The sequence below is a fragment of the Streptomyces sp. NPDC087270 genome, assembly GCF_044744625.1.
Taxonomy (GTDB): Bacteria; Actinomycetota; Actinomycetes; order Streptomycetales; family Streptomycetaceae; genus Actinacidiphila.
Genome location: NZ_JBIUYR010000034.1, coordinates 1 through 24,299, shown reverse-complemented (window position 1 = coordinate 24,299; position 24,299 = coordinate 1). Strand labels below are relative to the sequence as shown.

Genomic DNA, 24,299 nt, shown 5'->3' with positions numbered 1-24,299 from the left:
GCGGGCGGCGAGTCCCGTCAGGTGACGGCCGACGGTGGCGGCGGGCCCACGGCGGGCTCGGCCAGGTCGTCGGCGCGCTGGCCCGGCAGGGCCCCGGTGGCGCGCTCCCGGCCGCGCCGGCGGCCGGTGATCCGCTGCTCGGCCCAGAGCAGGAAACCGGTCGGCAGGAAGACCGCGTCGGCGGAGATCATCGCCAGCGAGAAGAAGGGCAGCCCCAGCACCACGGCGATCGAGGCGTGCTCGATGATCATCCCGACCAGCAGCACGTTCTTCACCCGGCGGTTGAAGAGGGTGAAGGGGAAGGCGACCTGGACGATCACCGTGCCGTAGGTGATCAGCATGACCATGACGGCGTGGCTCGCCAGCGTGTGGGACAGCGCCGGCCAGGGCGTGAAGTCGTCCAGGTGCAGCGGGTAGTACAGCGCGGTGCCGTCCTGCCAGCGGCTGCCCTGGATCTTGTACCAGCCGGCGGTGGAGTAGATCAGGCACACCTCGACCACGATCACGAGCATCGCGCCGTTGTGGACCACGTTGGCGATGATGTCGAGCACCGTGCGCGGCTCGCCGGGCGCGTAGCGGCGGACCGCCCACCACACCGCGTGCCCGACCCAGCAGGCCCAGAAGACCAGGTCCCAGCCGGTGCTGAGCTTGTCCCCGAACGACGCGGCGAGCAGCACCGCGCCGAAGACCGTCCACAGCGCCACGCCGACCGGATCGACCCCGGCGCGCGCGGCCCGGGCGCCGGGCGCCGGCTCCGTGCTCACGTCGCCGGCCGCGTCCACGCCGGCGCCAGAACCCTGACCGCCGGCTTCCACCGCTGCCGAGGACACCTCGGCCTCGGCCCCCTCCTTCTCCGCCCGGCGCCGCGCCCTGCGGCTGTCGAGCGACCAGACCTGGCCGCAGCGGGTGAAGGCGAGGTAGATCGCGATGATGTGGACCACGTTGTCGCCGCCGTCGCCCATGAAGACGCTGCGGTTCTGGAGCGACAGCACCCCGACCATGAACATCAGCGCGGACGTCCGCGTCCGCCAGCCCAGCATCAGCGCCGCGCTCGCCAGGATCGCGAAGGCGTAGCCGATCTCGAACCAGGCCCGGCTGTCGCTCCACATCAGGACGCTGAACGCGTGGTTGCCGGCCAGCAGCCGCTGCGCGAGGTCGAACCCCCAGGCGCTGTGCGGGCCGTAGAGCGCACCGCGGTGCGGGAACTCCCGCAGCAGGTACAGCAGCCAGGTCAGCGACATCCCGATCCGGACCACCGCGCTCTGGTACGGGCCGATGGCGCCGCTGGTGATCCGGGCCAGGCCGCGGGTGACACCGCGGTCGAGTGCGGCGGTCACGCCGGCGTACGTGGGCGTGGCCGGGACGTGCCGCCCGGCCGGGGTCTCGGCGTGGGTGCGGGGCGCGGTCATGAGGAGGCCCCCTGCTGCCCGGCAGTGGTGGTGGTCGGCGCCGGAGCAGTGGTGCTCGGGCCGGGGCTGCTCGGCGTCGCGCCGGGGGCGGCGGTCGTACCGGGAGCAGCGGTCGTACCGGGAGCAGCGGTCGTACCCGGGTCGGGCGTCGCGCCGGGGGCGGCGGAGTCGACGCCCCACCACGGCAGGGTCCGGTACTGGGTGGTGGGCGAGGACGCCCCGACGCTCCAGGACGGCTGCGCCACCGGGGTGGTGGCCGCGCGGGCCTGGATGCGGACCACCGTGCCGCCGTTCAGCTTCTTGCCGAGCCGCCCCTGGATGATGCGCTGGAGGTAGGTGCGGCTCAGGTCGCCGCCGGAGCTGGTCGCCTGCTCCTGGGCGTCATGGGTGTCCGTGTAGTAGCCCCAGGCGCGGCGCAGTTCGTTCTGCTGGGTGTGGCTGGGCAGCGGGTCGTGCCGCATCGCCGCGATGTCCATGCCGGTCAGGTCCACCCAACCGGTGGTCTCGGTGCCGCCACCGGGCTTGCTCAGCTCGGCGCGGGCCTGGATGTGCACGTTCTGCTGGAGCGGGTCGGGGGCGAACAGCTTCCAGTTCTGCTCGAACTCCGGGTAGATGTAGTCGTTGACGGCGGCCGCGTGCTCCTTGCTGAGCGTGTTCGACGGCGCCACGTACAGGAACACCATCCCCAGGTGGAGCAGCGCGCCGACCGCGACCGCGCCGACCGTCACCGCCACGACTATCCGCCCGGGCAGCGACAGCGCCGCCACATTGGGCGGCGGCCCGTCCGTTGGCCCCATCCGTCTCTCCGCTCTCCGCTGCACGCGACGCATCCGACCACGGCCCTGAACGCCCAGGGTCCGACGTTCGGGTGTCCTCGGGGGCCTGGACGTCAGACCCTAGCCACCCGGGGCCCCGGCGGTGACCTTACCGAGTTATCCACAGGCGCAGGAACGGCTCTGCGAAAGAGGAAAGGCGCGAGCGCGGGCGGTAGCAGCCGGTGCTACGGAGCGCGGTACTACAGGCGGTACTACAGGACGTAGCCCTCGGCGCCGCTGTCGTCGACGACCGGACGCCCGGCCGACTCCCAGTCGAGCATGCCGCCGCTGACGTTCACCGCGTCCACACCCTGCCCGATCAGGTACTGCGTGACCTGCGCGGAGCGGCCACCGACCCGGCAGAGCACGTGGACCGTGCCGCCCTCGGGCAGCTCGGAAAGCCGCGCGACGACCTCACCCATCGGGATGTGCAGGGCGCCCTCGGCGTGCCCGGCGGCCCACTCGTCGTCCTCCCGGACATCGAGGAGGGTCGCGTCGGCCGGTACCGCGGAGGCATCCACCGCGGGGAGCTGGGAGCGGAACATCGGACGCGGCCTCCTGGGACACGGGCGTACGGACGTACGAAGTACGGAATCTGCGAACTGTACGAATGGTGCGAACTGTGCGATTGGTGCGAGCCACGGGAACGGTGCGGCCTACGGGAAAGCTACCTCAGCCGCCGGAAGCCCCGTGGACCAGTTCGGCGAGCCGGGCCTCGCGCTGCGAGACCTGGGTGAGCAACTGCTCGGCGATCTCGTTGAGCAGCGCGTCGGGGTCGTCGGGGGCGAGCTTCATCATCTGCCCGATGGCGCTGTCGTCGAGCTCCGCGGCCAGCGCCGCCAGCTTCTCCTTGCGCTCGGCGAGCCACTCCAGCCGGGCGTAGAGCACCTCGGCCTCGCTCGGCAGGTCCGCCACCGGCACCGGACCGGCCTCCCACTCCGCGGCCAGCTCCCGCAGCCCCTCCTCGTCGGCGTACGCGTACGCCTCGTTGACCCGGGCGATGAAGCCGCTGCGGCGCTCCTTCTCGGCGTCGTCCTGGGCGAGGTCGGGGTGGGCCTTGCGGACCAGTTCGCGGTAGAGCCGCTGGGCCTCCTTGCCCGGGCGCACCCGGCGCGGCGGGTTGGGGTCCTCCACCGGCCGCACCCCGTCGGCGCCGAGCAGGCCGCCGAACAGCTCCTCGACCCCGGGCATCGGCATCACCAGGGCGCGCGCCTCCCAGGCCCGCTCGATGTCGGCCCGGTCACCGCTGTGCGCGGCGACGGCCTCCGCGATCAGCGCGTCCAGCTCGTCCAGCCGCGCATACATCGGGCCGAGCCGCTGGTGGTGCAGCCGGGAGAAGTTCTCCACCTCGACCCGGAAGGTCTCCACCGCGATCTCGAACTCGATCAGCGCCTGCTCGGCGGCGCGCACCGCCTTCGCCAGCCGCTCCTGGCCCTCCGGGTCCACATGCACGGCGCCGTCCGCGGCCGCGGCAGCCGCCGCTGCGGCGGCGGACGGATCGGCGGAGGCGGCGGACGGGGCGGCGGACGGTCCGGGTCCGGAGGTGTTCGTCACCCGGATAGCGTAGGCCCTCTACGGTCGATCTTCGCTGGAGTGCGGTCACGGGCGACCTCGGGCTACGCACCTGCCGGGGCGGTGGGCGGGGACTTCCCGGGCGGAAGAGCCGGCCGCGCGGGTCGCCCGTACGAGTCAACCGGTCGGGGCGCCGGCGGCGACGGCCCAGGCAGACCGCGGGAAGCGGGCCCGGCCGGGCACCGGTGTGCGGGTGGGCTCACGGGGCCCGGGCCCCCTGCGTCGCCACCGCGCCCGCCGCCGTCCGCCCGCCGCCGATCGCCGTCAGCGAACGGACCGTCAGCATCCCGCGAGCGGGCGCCAATCCGGCCAATCGGTCGACCAGGCCGGACGTTTCGTGCTTGCCTTGAAAGCCGACCCTACTCAGCGCGGAACCTCAGCGCCGGACCGCAGGTGCACGACGTTGGACGAGATCACCGGGCATCCCGATGCCACCGAGCCGGACCATCACACCGACCGCTCCGACCGCACCGAGCCCTTGCCGGGCCCCGGCACAGCGGTGCCCGCGATACGGCCCGCGCCGCTGCCGTCCGCCCGCACGGCCGCGTCCGTACCCGTGCCCGCACCCACGCCCGTCCCAGCACCGGCGACCGCGCCCGTCGCCGCGCCGATCACCGCGCCCGCACCGGTCACCCCGGGTCTGGCCGCCCTGCTGCGGCTCGCCGTGCTCTGCGTGGACCCCGACGGCCGGATCTCGTACTGGAACCGCGGTGCCGAGGAGCTGTTCGGCCACCGCTGGGAGCACGTCTTCGGCCACCGCGCGGCCGGTCTGCTGAGCACGACCCGCCCGGCCGCCGGGCATACGGACAAGCGTCCCGCCGCGGCCCGCCAGGACACCCTGGAACTGCTGGACGACCTCACCGTCTCCTCCTGGGCCGGGGCGCTGGCCGCCACCGACCGCGACGGCACCGTGAAGGACGTCCTGTGGTGGACGTACCGGCTGGTGGAGCCGGGCGGCCGGAGCATGCTCGCCATCGCCACCCACGCCAAGCCGCTGCGCACCGGCGGGCTGCGGATCGCGCTCGGCGGGCGACTGCTGCCGTACGGCGCGGAGGGTCCGCAGCGCCAGGACATCGCGGTCGCCGCCGTGCTGGCGCCGAGCGCCGATCCGGCCGTGGGCCAGGCGCTCGCCGGGCGGCTCGCCGACGTGCTGCCGGGCGCCAGCCCGGGTCGGCTGGACCGGATCGTCCGGCAGATCGCGGCCCTCGGCCACCCCGCGCTCGACGTCGAGGACGGCGCCCGGCTGCCGGTGGTGCCGCACGAACGCGCCCGGCTCGCCGCGGCCGCCCGCGCCGAGACCGCGGTACGCAGGGAACTGCTGCCGGGCGACCACCGGGCGGGCGCCGCGCCGCACCCGGCCGGGCCCACCACCAGCGGTACGGCCACGGGGGCCGGCGACCTGTCCAGCGCGTCGGCGCTGACGGCGGTGCCGCTGCCGTCCCTCACGTCGTACGCGTCCTACCCGCTGTCCACGGTCGGGGCGCCGGCGGACGACGGCGCCCCGACGGACACGGCAGTACCGGGAGGACCGGCAGGACCGGGAAGACCGGAAGGCGCGGCTGGACCGACGGACACATCCGTACCGTCCGATCATCGGACCGGAGACCAGGCCGCCGACCCCGCCGGCACCGCCCGCCCCGACCTCGCCCGCCCCGACCCCACCGCCGCGATCCCCCACCCCGCCGGCAACGCCCTCGACGAGCAACTCGCCCTGCTCCGGGCCGCCGGCTCCATCGTCGGCTCCACCCTCGACCTGGACACCACCGCACGCGAACTCTGCTCCGTCACCGTGCCGCGCTTCGCGGACCTCGCCTCGGTGCTCGTGGTCGACCAGCTCTTCTCCGACGCCGAACCGCCCAAGGACGACCGCCCGTCCGACACCGTGCTCGTCCGCCGGGTCGCCACCGCCCTGCCCGGCCCGCCCGGCGCCTGGGAGACGGCGATCCCCGAAGGCGAGTTGATCGCGCTGCCCGCCGGCGACATGGTGCCCAGGCTCGGCGACCCCGTCCTGGTGCCCGTGGTCGACCCCGCGCTCTCCCCGGACATCGCACTCGACTTCGGGGTTCCGGCGCTCGGCCCGCTGATGGCCGGCCATTCCCTGATCGTGGCGCCGCTGACCGCCCGCGGCACCGTGCTCGGCCGGGTCTACTTCCTGCGGGGGCCCGGCCGCCGCCCCTTCGACGCCCGGGACGCGGCCACCGCCGGCGAGGTGGTCGCGCGCGGCGCCGTGCACATCGACAACGCCCGGCTGCACCGCCAGGAGTCGCGCGCCGCCGCCACCCTGCAGCGCTCGATGATGCCGACCCGGCCGCCCCGCATCCCCGGCGTGCGCATCGCGCACCACTACATGCCGGGGGACCGGCAGGCACAGGTCGGCGGCGACTGGTTCGACGCGATCCAGCTGCCCGGCGGCCGGGTGGCGCTCATCGTCGGCGACGTGATGGGCCACGGGCTCCAGGCGGCCGCCGTGATGGGCCAGTTCCGTACCGCCGTGATCACCATGGCCGGACTCGACCTGCCGCCCGCGCAGCTGCTGCGCCACCTCGACAACCTCGCCCACCGCCTGGGCACCGAACACCTCGCCACCTGCGTCTACGCGGTGTACGACCCGATCCACCGCACCCTCACCCTCGCCAACGCCGGCCACATCCCGCCGGTGCTGGCCGGCTCCGACGGCCACGGCGAACTGCTGCGCATCCCCGGCGGAGCGCCCATCGGGGTGGGCGGGGTGCCGTTCGAGACCGTGGAGATCCCGGCGCCGGACGGCAGTTGGCTGGTGCTGTGCACGGACGGGCTGGTCGAGGTGCGCGGGCAGGGCATCGACGCCGGGCTCGCGGCCCTGTGCGCCAACGTGATCGAGCCGCAGCAGTCCCCCGAGGAGGTGTGCGCGCAGATACTCGCCCGGGTGCACTCCGACGACCGCAGGGACGACGTGGCCCTGCTCGTCGCCCGCTTCGAGGGCGTCGCCCCGCGCGACGTGGTCCGCTGGACCCTGCTGATCGACTACACCGAGGTGGCCAGGGCCCGCGAGCTGACCCGCCGCCAACTCGCCGAGTGGGGCCTGGAACACCTCGGCGACGTGGCGGAACTGCTGGTCAGCGAGCTGGTGACCAACGCGATCAAGGCCGCCTCCTACGAGGTCGAGCTGCGCCTGATGCGGGTCGGCAAGCTGCTGGTCGAGGTGAGCGACGACAACCACAACCTGCCGCAACTGCGCCGCGCCGAGGCGGACGACGTGCGGGGGCGCGGGCTCGCGCTGGTCTCGAACCTGTCGCGGCGCTGGGGAACCAGCCGGAAGGCGGTCGGCAAGGTGGTGTGGTTCGAGCTGCCGCTGCCCTCCTGATATCGTTGTAATATACAACTCTTGCGCTGCCGATCACTCGCGATCGCGGCCGTACCAGGCAGGAGCGTGACCGCGATGTCAGCAGCAGCGACCCCCGCCCGGCCGGCCGAAGCCGTCGCGTCGCTGGAGACCATCCAGCGCGAGCTGACCGCGTTCGCCCGGCGGGCGCGCGCCACCGCCGCGCGCATGCACCCCGAACTGTCCCTGGTGGCGTACACCATCCTCGCGCACCTGGAGGAGCAGCAGGGCTGCCGGGCGACCGACCTCGCCGCGCACTACCTGCTGGACAAGTCGACGGTCAGCCGCCAGGTGGCGGCCCTGGAGCGGGACGGCTTCCTGGAACGGCGGACCGACCCGACCGACCACCGGGTCCAGGTGCTGCACCTCGCACCGCACGGCGTGGAGACCCTGGCGGCGGCACGGGTACGGCGGCAGGAGACGTTCAAGGAGCGCCTGTCGGCGTGGGACCCGGCGGACCTGGCCCGGTTCGCCGACTACCTGGTGCGCTACAACGAGGACGCGGCGACGCAGTCGTAGCCGACCCGGCGGCGCCCCGCGTTCACGCGGCGGCACATCGGCCCGGGTTCACCCCGCGGCGCACTCGCCCGGGTTCACCCCGCGGCGCACTCGCCCGAGTCCGCCACCGCGCCGACCGTCCCCACGGCGCCCACCCCGTCCACTGCATCCGCGGCGACCGGGTCCGGCTCGGTGCAGGGCACGTCCGGCAGGTACTTCTCGGCCCACCGGGTCAGCTCGCCCAGCGCCGGGCGGATGGCCAGCCCCGCCTCGGTCAGCCCGTAGCTGACCCGCAGCGGCGGACCCGGATCGACCTCGCGGACCACCAGGCCCGCGTCGGCGAGTTCGGTCAACCGGTCGGAGAGCATGCGCTCGCTGATCCGGGGAATGGCACGGCGGATCTCGGCGAAGTACGCGGGGCGGTGTGTGAGCACGGCCACGATCAAGCCGGTCCATCGCTTGCCGAACAGCTCGAAAACCCTGGTCAGGGCCACATCCACGCCCCGACAGGGAGTACCCGGGCGCACTTGCTGTCCCCGTTCCATGAACACAGCGTACTCCGTCGGCGGGGTAGTGCTGCAAAAAAGTAAGTCTCTGTGTTAAAAATAGCTACGTACGAACTTGCGGCGCTGCTGACGTCGGAGAACGTCGTCGGAGCGCCGTGCCGCGTGCTACTCCCCCGCCCCTGTCCCCCCCTTTACGACGAAGAGGCTCAACCCCCATGGCCACTCTGCTGCACATCGACTCGTCCGCCTTCCAGGACTCCTCCATATCCCGCGAGGTCACCGCGACCTTCCGCAAGGAGTGGGAGGCCCAGCACCCCGGCGGCACCGTCGTCTACCGCGACCTCGCCGCCCACCCGCTTCCGCACCTGACCGCCGACGGCATCATCAGCACCAACGTCCCGGCCGAGTCGCACACGCCGGAGCAGGCCGCCGCGGCCGCGCTGCGCGCCGAACTCGCCGACGAGCTGGAGCAGGCGGACGCGATCCTCATCGGCACCCCGATGTACAACTTCACGATCCCGTCCAGCCTCAAGGCGTGGCTGGACCAGGTGATCATGGTCGGCAGGACCGCGGGCGAGGGCGGCTCGGTGGCCGGCAAGCCCACCACGGTGGTGGCCGCGCGCGGTGGCGGCTACGGGCCGGGCACGCCGCGCGAGAGCTACGAGTTCCTGACCACGTACCTGGAGAAGGTGCTGACCGGGATGCTCTCGCTGGACGTCGACTTCATCATCCCCGAGCTGACCCTGGCCCGGGTCAACCCGGCGATGGCCTCGCTCGTCGACGCGGCCGACGCCTCGCGGGCCAAGGCGCACGAGGACGCGACCGAGAAGGCGAAGGCGCTCGCGGCGCGCTTCGCGGCGTAGCTCGCGGCCGGGGTGCCCGCGCCGTCAGGGGCGGTGGGCGCCACGCGCAAGCGGGGTGGGGGGGGGGGGGGGGGGGGGGGGGGGGGGGGGGGCGGCCCCCCCCCCCCCGCGCCCCCCCCCCCCCCCCCCCCCCCGCCGCCGTCTTCCCCCGCGACCGAATCCCCCGGCAAGCGAATCCCCGGCAACCGGGGGTTGCAAGGTTGTCCGTCCATTCGCCAGCGCGGCGATGACCGGTAGTGGCAGGCTGCTGACCATCAGTACGGTTCAGCGTGGAGGTGCAGTCCCTGTGGTCGCGAACGTGAACCCCACCGTCAGGCGACGCCGGTTGGGGTCGGAGCTGCGCAAGCTCCGCGAGCAGAAGGGGATGACGGCCGAGGAGGTCGCGGCCCGGCTGCTGGTCTCCCAGTCGAAGATCAGCCGCCTGGAGAACGGGCGCCGCAGCATCAGCCAGCGCGACGTACGCGATCTGTGCGGGGTCTACGGCGTCGAGGACGTGCGGATCGTCGAGTCGCTGATGCAGATGGCCAAGGAGTCCCGGCAGCAGGGCTGGTGGCACGCCTTCGGCGACATCCCCTACAGCGTCTACATCGGGCTGGAGACCGAGGCGGCGAGCCTGCGGGTCTTCGAACCCCAGGTGGTGCCGGGCCTGTTGCAGACGCCGGCGTACGCCGCCGCGATGATCGCGGGAAACCTGCCGGAGGCCACCACCGAGCAGGTCGACAAGCGGGTGAGCGTGCGGATGCGCCGCCAGGAGCGGATCACCGACCCCGACTCGCCGCTGCGGATGTGGGCGGTGGTCGACGAGGCCGCGCTGTGCCGCCGGGTCGGCGACAACCAGGTCATGCGCGAACAGCTTTCCAGGCTGGTGGAGTTGAGCCACCTGCCGCACGTCACCGTGCAGGTGCTGCCGTTCGACGTGGGCGCGCACCCGGGTCTGAGCGGGCAGTTCGCGGTGCTGGAGTTCACCGACACCACGGACGCGACCGTGGTGTACCTGGAGGGCGTGAACAGCGACCTGTACCTGGAGAAGGACACCGACGTGCAGGCGTACAGCGTGATGTACGAGCACCTGCGCGCGCAGGCGCTGAGCGCCGAGCAGACCCGGGCGTTCATCACCGACGCGGCCGCGCGCTACGCGTAACTTCCGCCCCGGAAAGCCCCGTTGGCGGGTGAAAGCGGGCAGCATACGCCCCTGGCCGGTCAATGCGGAAGTCCTGAGGGGAATATGCCATCCAGTCGGGTGAAGGGCCTCTCCGTGCCCTGATGTTGGCCGGTAGCGTCGAATGCGTCAGTCAATGGCGTATACCGCGCCGACCGCAACCAGCACAGACCGGAGCACAGATGGCTATCAAGCTGGGCAGCACCCCCGCCTGGACCAAGTCCTCGCGTTCGACCGGCAACGGCGCATGCGTCGAGGTCAAGTCACCCGCCGTGGAGGCCGTGGTGGTCCGCGACTCGAAGGACCCGCAGGGTCCGGTCCTCACCTTTTCCCCCGAGGCGTGGGCGTCCTTCGTCACCGACGTGGACGGCGGAGCGTTCGAACTGCGCTGACACCGACCGCGCGAGCGTCACTCACACCGCAGAGGAGCCCTCTCGACTGGCCGCCGTCCTGGCCGAGGGGGCTCGCTCCGTCTCCGGGCGGCCGCTACCCCGTCACTCCGTGGCGGGCTTCGGGTGCCCCAGCGGGTCGCCGGCGCCGTCCGTGCCGCCCCCACCCTCGACGCCTTCCGCACCCTTCGTACCGGGCGCCCCGGCCGCCTCGGCCGCCTCGGCCGCCTCGGCCGCCCCCTCGGCGTCCACCTTCGCGATGATCGCGTCCCGCTCGGGGGTGTCCTCCGGCTTGATCCAGCCGATCACGATGAACAGCACCAGTGAGACCGCCACCGGACCGGCGATCTGGTACTCCAGGTTCACCCCGCCCGACACGGCGTCGTTCACCAAGTAGTTGAGCAGGTAGAAGGCGAGCAGGCCGAGCGCCCAGCTGGTCAGCGCCGCGGTCGGGCCCGACCTGCGGAAGCGCCGCATCAGCCCGAGCATGAACGGGATCGCGATCGGCCCGACCAGCCCGGCCACCCACTTGATCACCACCGTGATGATGTCCTTGAACGTGGGCGAGTTGACCTGCGTCGCCACCGCCATGGACAGCCCGAGGAAGACCAGCGTGGTGATCCGCGCCGCGAACAGGCCGACCCGGGTGGTCCAGCCGCGCGCGCCCCGGGAGACCGCGGGCGCGATGTCCCGGGTGATCACCGCGGAGATCGCGTTGGCGTCCGAGGAGCACATCGCCATGGTGTGCGAGAAGAAGCCGACCACCACCAGGCCCAACAGCCCGTGCGGCAGCAGCCGTTCGCTCAGCAGCGCGTAGGAGTCGGACGCGTCGGGCTTGTTCGCGTGCACCAGCAGCGGCGCGACCCACATCGGGAAGAAGAGCACCAGCGGCCAGACGAACCACAGCGCCGAGGACAGCGCGGCGGAGCGCGACGCCTCACGGGCCGACGGCGTCGCCATGTAGCGCTGCGCCTGGTTCCACATCCCGCCGTTGTACTCGAAGGTCTTGATGAACAGGTACGCCAGCAGGAAGACGGTCGTGTACGGGCCGGCGGTGGGGTGGCCGTGATGGCGCAGCGCGGGCTCGTCCCAGACGTTCCAGATGCCGCTGATGCCGCCGATGTGGCGCAGCGTGGCCACCAGCATCGCCACGCCGGCGATCAACTGGATGACGAACTGGCCGAGTTCGGTGAGCGCGTCGGCCCACAGACCGCCGACCGTGCAGTAGACGGCGGTGATCGCGCCGGTGATCACGATGCCCTGGGTGATGGTGATGCCGGTGAAGACCGACAGCAGGGTGGCGATCGCGGCCCACTTGGCGCCCACGTCCACGATCTTGAGCAGCACCCCGGACCAGGCCAGCGCCTGCTGGGTGGTGAGGTTGTAGCGGTCCTTGAGGTACTCCAGCGGTGAGGCGACGTGCAGCCGCGAGCGCATCCGGTTCAGCCGGGGCGCGAACAGCTTGGCGCCGATGCCGACCCCGATCGCGATCGGAAACGCCCAGGTGGCATAGGACGTGAAGCCGTACTGGTAGGAGATGCCCGCGTAACCGGTGAACATCACCGCGCTGTAGCCGGCCATGTGGTGCGAGATGCCGGACAGCCACCAGGGCATCCGTCCGCCGGCCGTGAAGTAGTCCCCGACGTCGTCGACGCGTTTGTGGGACCACAGGCCGATCACGACCATCACGCCGAAGTACGCGATGAGAACGGTCCAGTCGAGACTGTTCATGTCCCCTCCCGGGGGTCCGCCTTGTGAACGTGAGGGCGCTTCGCCGTGCCGCTCGCTCGGGCGGGGTCGCCCCCTTGCGGGAGTGGGGACTTGGGGGATTGAACCCTTGTTCCGGGGGACCGGTCAAGGGCTAGGTTGTTCATAAACCTGAACTCAGGTCAGAAAGCAGAACGATTTTACTCGTTCTTTGCTCAGCTTGGCATTGTGACGACCCGCCCGCCGAACCGACGATGAGCGGGCACTTCGCCGGACGTCCGCACTCCCGCGCCCTGGCGCGCGGCATGACGGAACGGCCGCCCGGGACGCGGGAGTTCCGGGCGGCCGTACAGGAAGGAGAGGACCGGCACGAGCGGTCGCAGCCGCGCTCCTACGGCCGGAACACCTTGGCGAGGCGCGCCAGCCCCTCGCCGATCTCCGCCGCGGTGTGCGTGGTGAAGGACATCCGCAGCGCCGCCGGATCGGGGTCGGCGGCGAAGAACGGCGCGCCGGGCACGTAGGCGACGTCGTGGCCAACCGCGACGGACAGCAGCGCGGTGGCGTCATGCCCTTCGGGCAGTCGCACCCACAGGAACATGCCGCCCTCGGGCCGGTTCCACCCGGAGCCGGCCGGCAGCGCGTCCGCCAGCCCGGCCACCAGCGCGTCGCGCCGGATACGGTAGGCCGCCCGGACCCGGTCCAGGTGCGCGTCCAGGTCGCGGTCGGCGAGATAGCGGGCGACGGCGGCCTGGTCGACGGTCGAGGTGTGCAGATCGGCGGACTGCTTGGCGATCACGCAGGCCCGGCGGAAGCCGGCCGGAGCACGCAGCCAGCCCAGCCGCAGCCCGGGGGCCATCACCTTGGAGAAGCTGCCGAGCAGGACGGTGCGGTCGGCCGCGGCGTCGTACGACGCGATCTGCGGCTGGTGCGCCCCCTCGAAGCGCAACTCCCCGTACGGGTCGTCCTCGGCGATCCACAGCCCGTGCCGCCCGGCGATCCCGGCGACCGCGCTGCGCCGCTCGGCCGGGAGCGTACGGCCGGTGGGGTTCTGGAAGTTGGGCACCAGGTAGAGCAGTTTGGGCCGCTCGCGCCGCACCAGCTCCTCCAGCGCGTCGGGCAGCACCCCGTCGGCGTCGGTGGGCACCGGGACCACCCGGGCGCCGGCGAGGCCGAAGCACTGCAGCGCGGCGAGGTAGGTCGGGTTCTCCACCAGCACGGTGTCGCCGGGCTCCAGCAGCGCGGTGGCGACCAGGCTCAGCCCCTGCTGCGAGCCGCCGGTCACCAGCAGGTCGTCCGGCTCGGTCGGCAGGCCGCGCCCGGACAGCCGGGCCGCGACGGCGGCACGCAGGTCCGGGTCGCCCTCGGTGGTGGAGTACTGGAGCACCTGGCCGGGGCGCTCGGCGAGCACCCGGTCGTACGCCTGGCGCAGCCCCTCGGCGTCGAACAGTTCCGGCGCGGGCAGCCCGCCCGCGAAGGAGATCACCTCCGGCCGCGCGGTCAGCGCGAGGATCTCGCGTACCGGCGAGGAACCCACCGAGCGGGCGCGGCCGGCGAGTTCGGGGAGTGCTCCGCGGAGGCTGGTCGTCATGGCGTGCAGCCTACGAAGAATCGTTGCTGTGTCCAGCTACTTTCCACGATGCGGGCATCCGGCCCGCGAGGCGCCGCACACGGTGGGCGTACCGACCGCCACGCACGGGTACGGCCGTACCGGGTGCCGGTCCGTGGCCGCCCGCGCCCCGCCCCGCACCTCCGCGGTCACGCCGCCGGGTAGCGGTCCAGCCACGCCGGGCTCGCGCCGGACGGGCCGTGCAGCGCCGGGGACTGGGTCATCTCCATCGCGAAGTCGTCCGCGAGCTGGAGGATGGTGGCCCGCCCCTCCAACTCGGCGATCCAGGCGGGCGGCAGCGCGGTCTCGCCGTGCTGGACGCCCAGCAGGTTGCCGCAGATCGACCCGGTGGAGTCGCTGTCGCCTGAGTGGTTGACCGCCAGCAGCAGCCCGTGCCTGACGTCCTCGGCGACCAGCGCGCAGTAGACGCCGATCGCCAGCGCCTCCTCGGCGGTCCAGCCCTCGCCCAGCGCCTCGACCCGCTGCGGCGACGGCAGGCCCTGGCGTACCGCGCCCAGCGCGCTCTGGAGGGCGTCGGTGGTCTCCTGGTGGCCCGGGCGGGCGCCCAGCAGGGCGAGGGCGTGCTGCACGGAACCGTCCAGCGCCTCGCCGCGGGCCAGCCCGTGCACGATCACCGCGAACGCGCCCGAGGCGAGCTGCCCGGTGGGGTGGCCGTGGGTCTGCGCGGCGCACTCGACCGCGAGCTGGAAGACGAGTTGCGGCTCCCACCCGACCAGCAGGCCGAACGGTGCCGACCGCATCACCCCGCCGCACCCCTTCGAGCCCGGGTTCTTCGGCTCCTCCAGGGTGCCCATCCGGTCGTCGGACAGGCCGCTGAGGCAGGCGCCGCCGGGCGCGCGGCGCGCGTACAGCCACTCCTCGCGGGCCAGCCAGCCGGTGTCCTTGCGGCGCTCGTCGGGGCCCCACTCGTTCTGGGTGGCGGCCCACCGCAGGTAGGCGCGGTGGATGTCGGTGGGCGGGTGCCAGGCGCCGGTGTCCCGGCGGACCTGGGCGCGGATCAGGCCCTCGACCGTGAAGAGCGTCATCTGGGTGTCGTCGGTGATGGCACCGCGTCTGCCGTACGCGGGCACGTAGTCGGTGACGCCGTCGGGGCCGTGGGTGTTGAGGACGGCCTCGAGCGACTCGAATTCCACGCCGGCGCCGAGTGCGTCGCCGATCGCTCCGCCGAGCAGGCAGCCGCGCACCCGGCTGCGGAAGTCCTGCTGCTGCGCGCGTCCCCAGACAGCGGTCAATGCGCTCCCCTTCGAACATCACCCGATCCGATCCCGTGCTGCGCCGCACGATATCCGACGAAACCGAGAGCGGAAGGGGGGCCGAGGGTAGGTGCGGGGTTGTCCGCGAAGGGCCGTCTTTTCCGGCGTTTTCCGGGGTTTCTCCCGGTACGGGGCGGGGCGGGTGGGTCGGTTGGGGCGGATTGGGCCGGTCGCTTCGGTCGGTCGCTTCGGTCAGTCGGGCGGGCCGGGGGGCGGTCGGGGCGGTGGGGGTCGGGCCGGGGCGGCAGGGGCGGGCCGGGCCGGTGGGCGGTCAAGCCGGGGAGCGGTCAGGCCAGGGGATTGGAGAGGAGCAGGCAGGGGCGGGCGGGGGCAGGCATGGGTCAGGTGGGGCTCAGGAGAGGGTCAGGGGGCGTACGCCGGGTGCCATACAGGAGTGCCAAGTGCGCTCCGGCGTACGCGCAGCGCACTGGGCCGCACTCCAGGGAGCCGGCTCCACGGCCCGCGGACCGGCGGCCGGCTCCCCGCCGGCTCAGTGGCCGGCGCTGAACACCCCGACCGCGTTGGCGACCGGGCGCTCGGCCACGCCCGAGGGGTGGTTGCGCACGGTGGCGGCCGGGTCCCCTGGGGCGCGGGTGACCAGCGTGGTGGAGCCGCCGCCGTCGAGGTTGACCGCGTCGTCGGCGCCCGCCTGCCGCATCACGTCGGCGACCTCGGCGACGGTCAGGCCCGGGTCGGCGGCCGCGGTCCCGTCGAGGGCGAGCAGGTAGAGCGTGCGGCCGTGGTCGCCGAAGCCCGCGGCGGTCCGCACCGCGGCCGTCTTCGCGTCGAGCCCGGGCAGCGGGGCGCCGTCGCGCAGCACCGGGAAGCCGCCCACCGCGAAGGCGTACGGAACGTGCGACGCGGTCGGGACGAGGCGCTCGCCGACGTCCGCGCGGTCTCCGACGTGCAGCGTGCGCAGGGTGTCCGCGCCCGCGTCCCGCCCGACCAGCACGGTGCTGCCCGGCGCGATCGCGCCCTGCCCGGGGGTGTCGGCCACGGCGGTGACCCGGCCGCCGCGCACGGTCACCTCGTAGGTGTCGGTGCTGCACGCCGCGGCGCGGGAGGTGTCGGAGCCGCAGACGGCGCGCTCGCGGGAGACGGTGCCCCACCCGGCGGTGTACGCGCCGATGCCGCCCTCGGGCAGCGCGTACTGGTTGAAGCCGCCGAGCGGGTGACTGCCCTGCCGGGTACGGACGCTGCCGGCGAGGGTGAGCCGGTCCAGCCGGGCCCTGCGGTCCACGCCGACGCCGAGCACGTCCCGCGTGGTCCCGCCGGGCGGCATCGCCGGGCCGAACCGCTGCGCGTCCGGCACCGCTGCCTTCAGCGCCCGGCCCGAGGCGATCTCCGGGCCGTCGGAGGAGCCGGTCGGGGTGACGCCGGCGTGCTCCTCGCTGATGTTGAAGAAGTCGCCGTTGACGGCGCCCACCGCCCGGGCGGAGTCGGCGAGTTGGGACACGGGCGCCCGGTCGGCCACCGCACCGGGCGTCAGCAGGTCCACCCGCACCCGCGGGTCGGACAGGTCGACGGTCAGCATGTACCCGGTCACGGCGCCCTTCCCGCCGTCCACCGAGAACTGCCCGTACGTCACTCCCCGTGCCACCTGCTCCACTTGGGAGTACGGCAGGCCGCCGACGTCCCGCGCCACCGCCGCCGACGCCCCCGCCAGACCGCCGGCCAGCGCCGCGAACGTCACGACCGCCGCTCCCCCGGCCCGCACCCGCGCCCTCACCCGTGCCCGCGCCCGTGCCCCGCTGTCCGTCGGCCCCGCCGTGGCTCTCGTACGACCGCTCACGTCTCCTCCTCCGACCCGCAACTCAGCTTCGTCCGGAAGGACTTCAGCAGCCCGGCGCGGGCCGCACGGTGAACCGCGGGCGACGGGACGGCGGCGCTGCGGCGAATTCGCCCGCACGGCAGCGCAGTTGCGGCGGTGGCGCGCGGCACGGAACACGCAGCCCACGAGGGGCGCGCCGCGCTCTCCCACCGCATACGGCCCCGCGCGTGCGGGTCGTACGACCACGCGCCCGGGGCGAGGGGTTGGCATGTGCATGTGCACGCGAGCGAGCGTGCCGAGGCGCACCCGGGCGCACAAGCCCACGGCCGTCCCGGCGTACGGGCCGGGCCCGCTCCGACGTGCGCTCCGCTCACCCGAACGGCCGTACCGCCACACCGATCCCGCCGCCTACCGCCCCCGGGCGCACCGGACCCGGCCACGCACCCTTCACCCGGACCCCCGACCGTGGACGCCATGGACCGACGAGATGTACTGAAGCTCTCCGCGAGCGCGGGTGCGGCCGGCGTCCTTACGCTGGCCCCCGTGGACTTCGCCGCCGCCTCCGACTCCGGCGCGGGCCCCGGCTCAGGCCAGGACCCCGCGGCCGGCTCCCCGACACCCGCCGACGGCACCGAGGTGACCCGTACCCTCACCGGCCACCTGCCCACCGGCGTGGCCGACTTCGTGTACCTGCCGCTGAACGTGCCACGCGGCGTACGGCAGATCGCCGTGTCGTACACCTACGACCGGCCCGACGTGCCCGCCGGGCTGCTCGGCAACGCCTGCGACATTGGCATCTTCGACCAGCACGGCACGGACCTGGGCGGCCGGGGCTTCCGCGGCTGGTCGGGCGGGGCGCGCACGGAGTTCTCGATCAGCGCGGAGCAGGCGACGCCCGGCTACCTGCCCGGACCGGTCGAGGCGGGCACCTGGCATGTGGTGCTCGGCCCGTACACGGTCGCGCCGCAGGGCCTTGACTACTCGGTGACCGTCACCCTCACCTTCGGCGACCGCGGCACCACCCCCGTGCCCGACTACCCGCCGGAGCAGGTGCGCGGCCGCGGCCGCGGCTGGTACCGCGGCGACTGCCACCTGCACACCGTGCACTCCGACGGCAAGCGCACCCTGGAGCAACTGGCCGCGCTCGCCCGGGCGGCGAAGCTCGACTTCATCAACTCCAGCGACCACAACACCTCTTCCGCGCACCCGCTGCTCGGCCCGCTGGCCGGCGACGACCTGCTCATCCTCACCGGTGAGGAGATCACCACCCGCAACGGCCACTACCTCGCGATCGGCCTGGACGGCGGCGAGTGGATCGACTGGCGCTACCGGGCCCGCGACGACGCCTTCGACCGCTTCGCCCGGCAGATCCGCCGGGCCGGCGGCATCGTGGTGCCCGCCCACCCGTACGGCACCAGCCTCGCCAGCCAGTGGAAGTTCGGCTACGACAACGTCGACGCCATCGAGGTCTGGAACGGCCCCTGGACGCCTGACGACGAAGCCTCCCTGCTCACCTGGGACAACCTGCTCACCGCTGCGGCCCGGCGCGGCGACGGCCAATGGCTGCCGGCGATGGGCAACTCCGACGCCCACCGCGACCCCGACGTCGTCGGCCTGCCGCAGACAGTGGTCCTCGCCGACGGCCTCGACCGCCGCTCCCTGCAGGCCGGCATCCGCGCCGGGCACTCCTGGATCGCCGAGAACGCCGACGTCCGGCTCTCCCTGTCCGCCACCGGCCCGCACGGCGAACACGCCGGCATCGGCGACCGGTTGCAGGTCGCCGCGGACGCCGAGGTGACCGTCCGCCTCCAGGTCGCCGGCGTGCCGGCCGGCTCCCTGCTGCGGCTGCTCACCGACGAGGGCCAGGTCGTCGGACAGGTCCTGCCCGCCTCCGGTGCCGTGGAGTGGACCACCACCGCGTCGCTGGCGTCCTATGTGCGCGCGGAAGTACGGCACCCCGCGGCGGCAGGCGACACCTCCGGCCTGCCTGGACCGGCCGCCGCGCTCACCAACCCGATCTGGCTCGGCCGCCGATAACCCCTTCGCGCACCCCTTCGCGGCGCAGCCCCTCGCGGCACCGCCCCCTCGTCTCCGTTCCTCCTGCCTTTCTCATCCGTTCTGATCCATGCTCATCCGTCCGGGCGCTCCTGCTGCCGTCCGCGCATCGCGCCGACCACTACACCGCGATCCGGATCGGCAGCAGGATGCGCCACACGGCATCCTCCACGCCGTGCACCGCGGCGATCCAGCCGACGTTCTCCTCGTCGGTGCCGAGCCGCACCGCCTGGGCCAACTCGTCCATCACCTCGGTGAGATCGCCGTGCGACATCGCCGGCTCCAGCCGACCGCCCACCGCCCCGTCATCGTGGTACCGGTGGTAGGCGGGCGCGCCGCGCAGCACGCCCACCGGCCGCCAGTTCTGCGCGAGCCGCCACACCGGTTCGCCGGAGACATGGACGCCATCCGCCTCGACCACCTCGACCCGCGTCCGGTCGACCGCCAGCGGCGTCCAGGTGTCGGTGCCGGTGAGCACCATCGCCGGGTCGCAGCGCCGCACCGCGTGGGCCACCGAACTCGTCGCCCCGGGCGAGGACAGCACGAGCGGCACCGCGGACATGCCCGCGTACAGGCAGCCGAGGAACGCGCCCGCGAGGTCGGGCCCTTGCGGGTAGACGAGCATGACGCGGCTGCCCGGTTGCAGCACGCTGCCCAGCCGCGCGGCGACCGCCCGGGCCCGTCGGTCCAGCTCGGCGAAGCTGCACCCGGCGGTACCGGTCGTCGGCGCGCTGTCTCCGTAGGGCAGCGCGGGTATGCCCTGCGGCCGGTGCTCGGCCCGCTGCCGGAGCAACGGGCCGGGCAGGCGCCCGCCTTCGCCCAGGGTGGTGTGGGAACCACCGCCGCGCCCCCGCCGGCGCCGGCTGTGCTTCCCGCCGCCGCGGGTCACCGTATCCGTCCCGGTGGGTGCGGGCGGTACGGGTCCCGTCCCCGGGAGCGTGGATGTCCCGTGCAACGACGGCCAGGAGAGCACCGCACCGGACACAAGTGTTGTTTCCCGGCGCAATCCTCCTGAAACCGAAGAATCCGCCGAATCGTTTTTGCCCGACACCCGCATGTCTCTGTCACCCGCCCGTTCGCAGGACACACATAGGTGTGAACCTGTCCCACACAACACAACCTCCGCGCACGCACAGACAGAACCTCGAATTCGGCCCAACATTCGGCACGAGGCCGGATCGGCACCATGCACGGGGTGACCTCGGCCGCCCGACACGGCAAACTGGCACGGACGGGGCCGAACTTTCGGCTCCGCATGTCATGCAGAGAACTGTTCCGTCCAGCGATGAACGATAGATATACGCGCGGAGCGCCGGGCTCGGGGACGCACCCGGCATGTGCACATGGGCGATCCAGGGGGCAGACGATGGAAAGCAGCACGGACCCGGGCGGCCTGCGCTTCGCGGTGCTGGGCCCGGTGCGTGCCTGGCGCGGCGACGTCCCGATCGGCACCGGGGCGCCACAGCAGCGGGCGGTGCTCGCCGCGCTGCTGCTGCGCGGTGGCCGCACCGCCTCCGCGTCCGAACTGCTCGACGCCGTCTGGGGCGAGAGCCCGCCCAACACCGCGCTCGCCGCGCTGCGTTCGTACGCCTTCCGGCTGCGCAAGGCGCTCGGCCCCAAGGCGCTGGTCACCGACTCCGGCGGCTACGCCCTGCACGTCGCGCCCGACGCCCTGGACTACACCGTCGTCGAACGTCTCGCCGCCGACGCGGAGAAGGCGAAGGCGAGCGACCCCGAGCACGCCCGGCGCCTGCTGGCGGCCGCCCTCGACCTGTGGCACGGCGAACCGCTGGCCGGCCTGCCCGGGCCGTACGCGGAGACGCAGCGCTCCCGGCTGGCCGAGTGGCGGGTCGGCCTGATCGAGGCACGCCTCGAACTCGACCTGGAACTGGGCGCGCACGCCGAGGCGGTCTCCGAACTCACCGCGGTCTCCGCGGAACACCCGCTGCGCGAGCGGCTGCGCGTCCTGCTGATGCTCGCGCTGTACCGCAGCGGGCGCCAGGCCGAGGCGCTGGGCGTCTACGCCGACACCCGCCGCCTGCTCGCCGACGAGCTCGGCATCGACCCCTCCGCCGAACTCAGCGACCTGCACCAGCGCATCCTGGAGGCCGACCCGGACCTGGCCGCGCCGGTCTCCGCGCACGCCGGCACCCCCGAGATCGTCCGCCCCGCGCAACTTCCCGCGAGCGTGCCCGACTTCACCGGCCGCCGCGCCGTCGCCGACGAACTCGGCCGCCAACTCGCCCTGGCCACCGAGCAGGGCAAGGAGGGCGGGGTGATGGCGGTCTCCGCCGTGGCCGGGATCGGCGGCGTCGGCAAGACCACCCTCGCGGTGCACGTCGCGCACGCGGTCCGGGACGCCTTCCCCGACGGGCAGTTGTACGTCGACCTGCAGGGCACCGAACCGCGCCCGGCCGAGCCCGAGGCCGTACTCGGCGCGTTCCTGCGGGCGTTGGGCGTTCCCAACCCCGCCATCCCCGACTCGCTCGCCGAGCGCGCCGCGCTCTACCGCTCCACCCTCGACGGCCGCCGCGTCCTCACCCTGCTCGACAACGCCTACGACGCCGCGCAGATAAGGCAGTTGCTGCCCGGCACGCCCGGCTGCGCCGCTCTGGTCACCAGCCGGATGCGGATGGTCGACCTGGAAGGCGCGCACCTGGTCGACCTCGACGTGATGTCGCCCGAGGAGGCCCTCCAACTCTTCAGCCGGATCGTCGGCGAGGAGCGGGTGGCCGGTGAACGGCAGGCCGCGCTCGCCGTGGTGGGCGCCTGCGGCTTCCTCCCGCTGGCGATCCGGATCGCCGCTGCCCGGCTGGCCGCCCGCCGCACCTGGACCGTCTCCGTACTGGCCCGCAAACTCGCCGACCAGCGACGCCGGTTGGACGAGTTGCGGGCCGGCGACCTCGCCGTCAAGGCCACCTTCGCGCTCGGCTACGGCCACCTGTCGCCCCAGCAGGCCCGCGCCTTCCGGCTGCTGTCCCTCCCCGAGGGCCCCGACATCTCGCTGGACGCGGCCGCCGCCGTCCTGGACCTCGACCCGTACACGGCCGAGGAGTTGCTGGAGACACTGGTCGACATAAGCCTCATCGAGTCGGCGGCGCCGGCCCGTTACCGCTTCCACGACCTGCTGCGGCTGTACGCGCGCGAGTGCGCCGAGCGTGACGAGACCGAGCAGGAGCGCTGCTCGGCGCTGTCCCGGCTGCTGGACTTCTACCTCGCCTCGGCCACGGCCGTCTACGCGCTGGAGAACCCCGGTGACCGGGTGCTGGACCACCTCGCCGTAACCTCCCTGCCCGGCATGGCCTTCGACTCCCGCGAAGCCGGGCTGGAGTGGCTGTTCGCCGAGGCCCAGGTCCTGCTGGCGGCCGTCGAGCAGTCGGCCGACGACGGCTGCGGCGGCCTGATGCGCAAGGCGACGGACCTGCTGTGGGCCGCCCAGGACCTGATGGAGTCGGGGATCTACGCCCGGCAGTACGAACAGGCCGCACACGCGGTCGTGGCCACCGCGAACGCCTGCGGTGACGCCCTGGTCGAGGGCCGGGCCAGGGTGCTGGTCGCCCAACTCCTGCGGATGACCGCCCGTTTCGCCGCCGCCGACGAGGAAGCGCGGCGCGCGATGGTCGTCGGGCTGGCCGCCGAGGACCCCGTCACCTGCAGCTACGCGCCGAACCTGCGCGGCATCATCGCGCACCAGGCGCAACGCTTCGACGTCTGCACCGAATACCACGAGGCCGCCCTGGAGGCGTTCCGCTCCGACGGCAACCGGCACGGTGAGGCGTCCGCCCTCAGCAACCTGTCCCGTGCCCAGTTGAGCCTCGGCGACTCCGACGCGGCGGTGGCCAACAGCCAGCAGGCGCTCGCCGTCTACCGGGAGTTGAACGTCGGCTTCCGGCTCGGCAACGGGCTGTACGCCGTCGCCGTCGCGCTGACCGCCGCCGGACGCATCGACGAGGCGGTGGCCCGCCTGAACGAGGCGGTGGAGATCTTCCGCGACGCCCGGCAGCAGTTCTGGGAGGGCATGGCGCTCTACCGGCTGGCCGAGGCGCACCGGGCGGCCGGCCACAGCCTGCGGTCGGCGGCCGCGGCCGAACAGGCCCTGGTCATCCAGCGCGAGGTCGGCGGCGAGTGGCGCACCGCCAACGTACTCACCGTGCTCGGCCGGGCGCTCGCCGACATGGGCCAGCTCGTACGAGCGCACGCATGCTGGCACGACGCGCTGGGCATGTACGTGGCGCTCGGCTCTCCGGAGGCGCAGGAGGTACGGCGGCTGCTCGGTGACGAGACCGCGCCCTCGGTGATCCGGATGGTCGGCTGACGACGGCCGGCCACGGCACGGAGTGCGACGCGGCGGGCCCGAGCCGGACCGTGTACCGGATTTGACGGGACCGGGTTGCGGCCTGGTCCCGCGACCGGGCGGAACCGGGCACGGGCCCGGCGGGACGGGGTGGAAACGGGCACCGGACTCGCGGCCCGGGACTGCTACCAGCCGATTCGGCAACTCATCGATACCGTTTATCGGTTGATTATCGGCGGCTGCCACGATTCCATCACCGCACGAGCCGCCCGCCCGGTGATGCACGGGGGTCGTCGCCGGGTGGGCTTCACCACAGCAGGTCCCCGAAGTGCAGGAGAACCACCATGACGACTGAGACCACCGAGACCACCGAGAACCAGCCGCCGACCGACCCGACCGACCCCGCTCCGCCGACCACGCCGACTCCGGGAAAGGTCGAGCCGGCCAACTGGCACACGGAGGACGCCTCGGAGGCCCCGGTCGACGGGCTGCTGGCGGACAAGCCCACGACGAAGCCCGGTCAGGTCAAGCCGAACAACTGGCACACCGAGTCCGAGCCCGCAAACTGATCCGCCGCGAGGCGCCCGTGCGGCACGGCACGGTGTGGCACGGGGCGCCGGGCGAACTGCCCAGCGGCGGGCATGGTCCCGTGGACCTGGAGATGGGGGTTTCCGGGTCCGCTGGAGAAGAGGGGGACGCCCGAGGGGGGACCGGCGAGCTGGCTCAGGGGGCCGGCTCACAGTCCGGGCAGCAGGTCGGGGGCCGCCCGGGGGGGGGGGGGGGGCCCCCCCGGGGGGGGGGGGGGGGGGGGGGGGGGGGGGGGGGGGGGGGGGGGGGGGGGGGGGGGGGGGGGGGGGGGGGGGGGGGGGGGGGGGTTGGGGGGGGGGGTTGGGGGGGGGGGGGGGGGGGGGGGGGGGGGGGGGGGGGGGGGGGGGGGGGGGGGGGGGGGGGGGGGCCGGGGCGGGTGGGCGGTCAAGCCGGGGAGCGGTCAGGCCAGGGGATTGGAGAGGAGCAGGCAGG

At 73.6% G+C, this 24,299-nt stretch carries 18 protein-coding genes; 8 read left to right on the top strand and 10 right to left on the bottom strand.

Features of this window, described 5'->3' with window-relative positions:
* Positions 1-17: 17 nt before the first annotated feature.
* The 4 genes from ACIPAE_RS38945 to ACIPAE_RS38930 all read right to left on the bottom strand — a co-directional run bounded on the left by ACIPAE_RS38945 (position 18) and on the right by ACIPAE_RS38930 (position 3,778).
* Positions 18-1,409 carry an HTTM domain-containing protein gene (locus ACIPAE_RS38945; RefSeq protein ID WP_402452084.1) on the bottom strand — a complete coding sequence of 464 codons (1,392 nt, stop codon included), beginning with the start codon at positions 1,407-1,409 and terminating at the stop codon, positions 18-20.
* Positions 1,406-2,206, bottom strand: a complete 801-nt coding sequence (locus ACIPAE_RS38940) for a DUF5819 family protein (RefSeq protein ID WP_402452082.1) — start codon at positions 2,204-2,206, stop codon at positions 1,406-1,408. Before ACIPAE_RS38940 ends, ACIPAE_RS38945 begins: the two co-directional genes overlap by 4 nt.
* Positions 2,207-2,436: 230 nt before the next feature.
* A complete protein-coding gene (locus ACIPAE_RS38935; protein ID WP_329366923.1) occupies positions 2,437-2,769 on the bottom strand; it encodes a rhodanese-like domain-containing protein in 333 nt (110 codons plus the stop codon).
* Positions 2,770-2,896: 127 nt separating this feature from the next.
* On the bottom strand, positions 2,897-3,778 hold the full coding sequence (locus ACIPAE_RS38930; RefSeq protein WP_402452079.1) for a J domain-containing protein: 882 nt from the start codon (positions 3,776-3,778) through the stop codon (positions 2,897-2,899).
* A gap of 421 nt (positions 3,779-4,199) precedes the next feature.
* On the opposite strand from ACIPAE_RS38930, the gene ACIPAE_RS38925 reads away from it, so the two are divergent.
* Both ACIPAE_RS38925 and ACIPAE_RS38920 read left to right on the top strand, forming a co-directional pair.
* Positions 4,200-7,139, top strand: a complete 2,940-nt coding sequence (locus ACIPAE_RS38925; RefSeq protein ID WP_402452077.1) for a SpoIIE family protein phosphatase — start codon at positions 4,200-4,202, stop codon at positions 7,137-7,139.
* A gap of 75 nt (positions 7,140-7,214) precedes the next feature.
* Positions 7,215-7,676: a MarR family transcriptional regulator gene (locus ACIPAE_RS38920; RefSeq protein WP_328466715.1), complete on the top strand. Its 462-nt coding sequence runs from the start codon at positions 7,215-7,217 to the stop codon at positions 7,674-7,676.
* Between the two features lie 74 nt (positions 7,677-7,750).
* Here the strand turns inward: ACIPAE_RS38920 and ACIPAE_RS38915 are convergent, their stop codons facing one another.
* Entirely contained in the window at positions 7,751-8,200 is a 450-nt protein-coding gene (locus tag ACIPAE_RS38915; RefSeq protein WP_402452075.1) for a winged helix-turn-helix transcriptional regulator, read from the bottom strand.
* A gap of 176 nt (positions 8,201-8,376) precedes the next feature.
* Here ACIPAE_RS38915 and ACIPAE_RS38910 point away from each other — a divergent pair, with 176 nt between their 5' ends.
* From ACIPAE_RS38910 to ACIPAE_RS38900, 3 genes are all read left to right on the top strand, one after another.
* Positions 8,377-9,024, top strand: coding sequence for an NAD(P)H-dependent oxidoreductase (locus ACIPAE_RS38910; protein ID WP_329366928.1), 648 nt, complete (start codon positions 8,377-8,379; stop codon positions 9,022-9,024).
* Positions 9,025-9,310: 286 nt separating this feature from the next.
* Positions 9,311-10,165, top strand: a complete 855-nt coding sequence (locus ACIPAE_RS38905) for a helix-turn-helix transcriptional regulator (protein ID WP_328465034.1) — start codon at positions 9,311-9,313, stop codon at positions 10,163-10,165.
* Positions 10,166-10,365: 200 nt separating this feature from the next.
* Positions 10,366-10,575 carry a DUF397 domain-containing protein gene (locus ACIPAE_RS38900; RefSeq protein ID WP_328465036.1) on the top strand — a complete coding sequence of 70 codons (210 nt, stop codon included), beginning with the start codon at positions 10,366-10,368 and terminating at the stop codon, positions 10,573-10,575.
* A gap of 102 nt (positions 10,576-10,677) precedes the next feature.
* Here the strand turns inward: ACIPAE_RS38900 and ACIPAE_RS38895 are convergent, their stop codons facing one another.
* The 4 genes from ACIPAE_RS38895 to ACIPAE_RS38880 all read right to left on the bottom strand — a co-directional run bounded on the left by ACIPAE_RS38895 (position 10,678) and on the right by ACIPAE_RS38880 (position 16,852).
* Positions 10,678-12,303: a sodium:solute symporter family protein gene (locus tag ACIPAE_RS38895; protein ID WP_402452072.1), complete on the bottom strand. Its 1,626-nt coding sequence runs from the start codon at positions 12,301-12,303 to the stop codon at positions 10,678-10,680.
* Positions 12,304-12,670: 367 nt separating this feature from the next.
* The gene (locus ACIPAE_RS38890) at positions 12,671-13,867 is read right to left on the bottom strand and encodes a PLP-dependent aminotransferase family protein (RefSeq protein ID WP_402452070.1); all 1,197 of its coding nucleotides are present in this window, start codon (positions 13,865-13,867) and stop codon (positions 12,671-12,673) included.
* Positions 13,868-14,034: 167 nt separating this feature from the next.
* Positions 14,035-15,138, bottom strand: coding sequence for an ADP-ribosylglycohydrolase family protein (locus ACIPAE_RS38885; RefSeq protein ID WP_328465042.1), 1,104 nt, complete (start codon positions 15,136-15,138; stop codon positions 14,035-14,037).
* Positions 15,139-15,649: 511 nt separating this feature from the next.
* Positions 15,650-16,852, bottom strand: a complete 1,203-nt coding sequence (locus ACIPAE_RS38880; protein ID WP_402452066.1) for a phosphodiester glycosidase family protein — start codon at positions 16,850-16,852, stop codon at positions 15,650-15,652.
* Between the two features lie 552 nt (positions 16,853-17,404).
* Between ACIPAE_RS38880 and ACIPAE_RS38875 the strand changes: the two genes are divergently transcribed.
* The gene (locus ACIPAE_RS38875; RefSeq protein ID WP_402452063.1) at positions 17,405-18,967 is read left to right on the top strand and encodes a CehA/McbA family metallohydrolase; all 1,563 of its coding nucleotides are present in this window, start codon (positions 17,405-17,407) and stop codon (positions 18,965-18,967) included.
* A gap of 139 nt (positions 18,968-19,106) precedes the next feature.
* On the opposite strand, the gene ACIPAE_RS38870 is transcribed toward ACIPAE_RS38875, so the two are convergent.
* A complete protein-coding gene (locus ACIPAE_RS38870) occupies positions 19,107-19,874 on the bottom strand; it encodes an AMP-binding protein (RefSeq protein WP_329368338.1) in 768 nt (255 codons plus the stop codon).
* 477 nt (positions 19,875-20,351) lie between these two features.
* On the opposite strand from ACIPAE_RS38870, the gene ACIPAE_RS38865 reads away from it, so the two are divergent.
* Both ACIPAE_RS38865 and ACIPAE_RS38860 read left to right on the top strand, forming a co-directional pair.
* The gene (locus tag ACIPAE_RS38865) at positions 20,352-23,300 is read left to right on the top strand and encodes a BTAD domain-containing putative transcriptional regulator (protein WP_329368337.1); all 2,949 of its coding nucleotides are present in this window, start codon (positions 20,352-20,354) and stop codon (positions 23,298-23,300) included.
* A 323-nt stretch (positions 23,301-23,623) separates the two neighbouring features.
* Positions 23,624-23,848, top strand: a complete 225-nt coding sequence (locus ACIPAE_RS38860; RefSeq protein WP_329368335.1) for a hypothetical protein — start codon at positions 23,624-23,626, stop codon at positions 23,846-23,848.
* Positions 23,849-24,299: the final 451 nt, after the last annotated feature.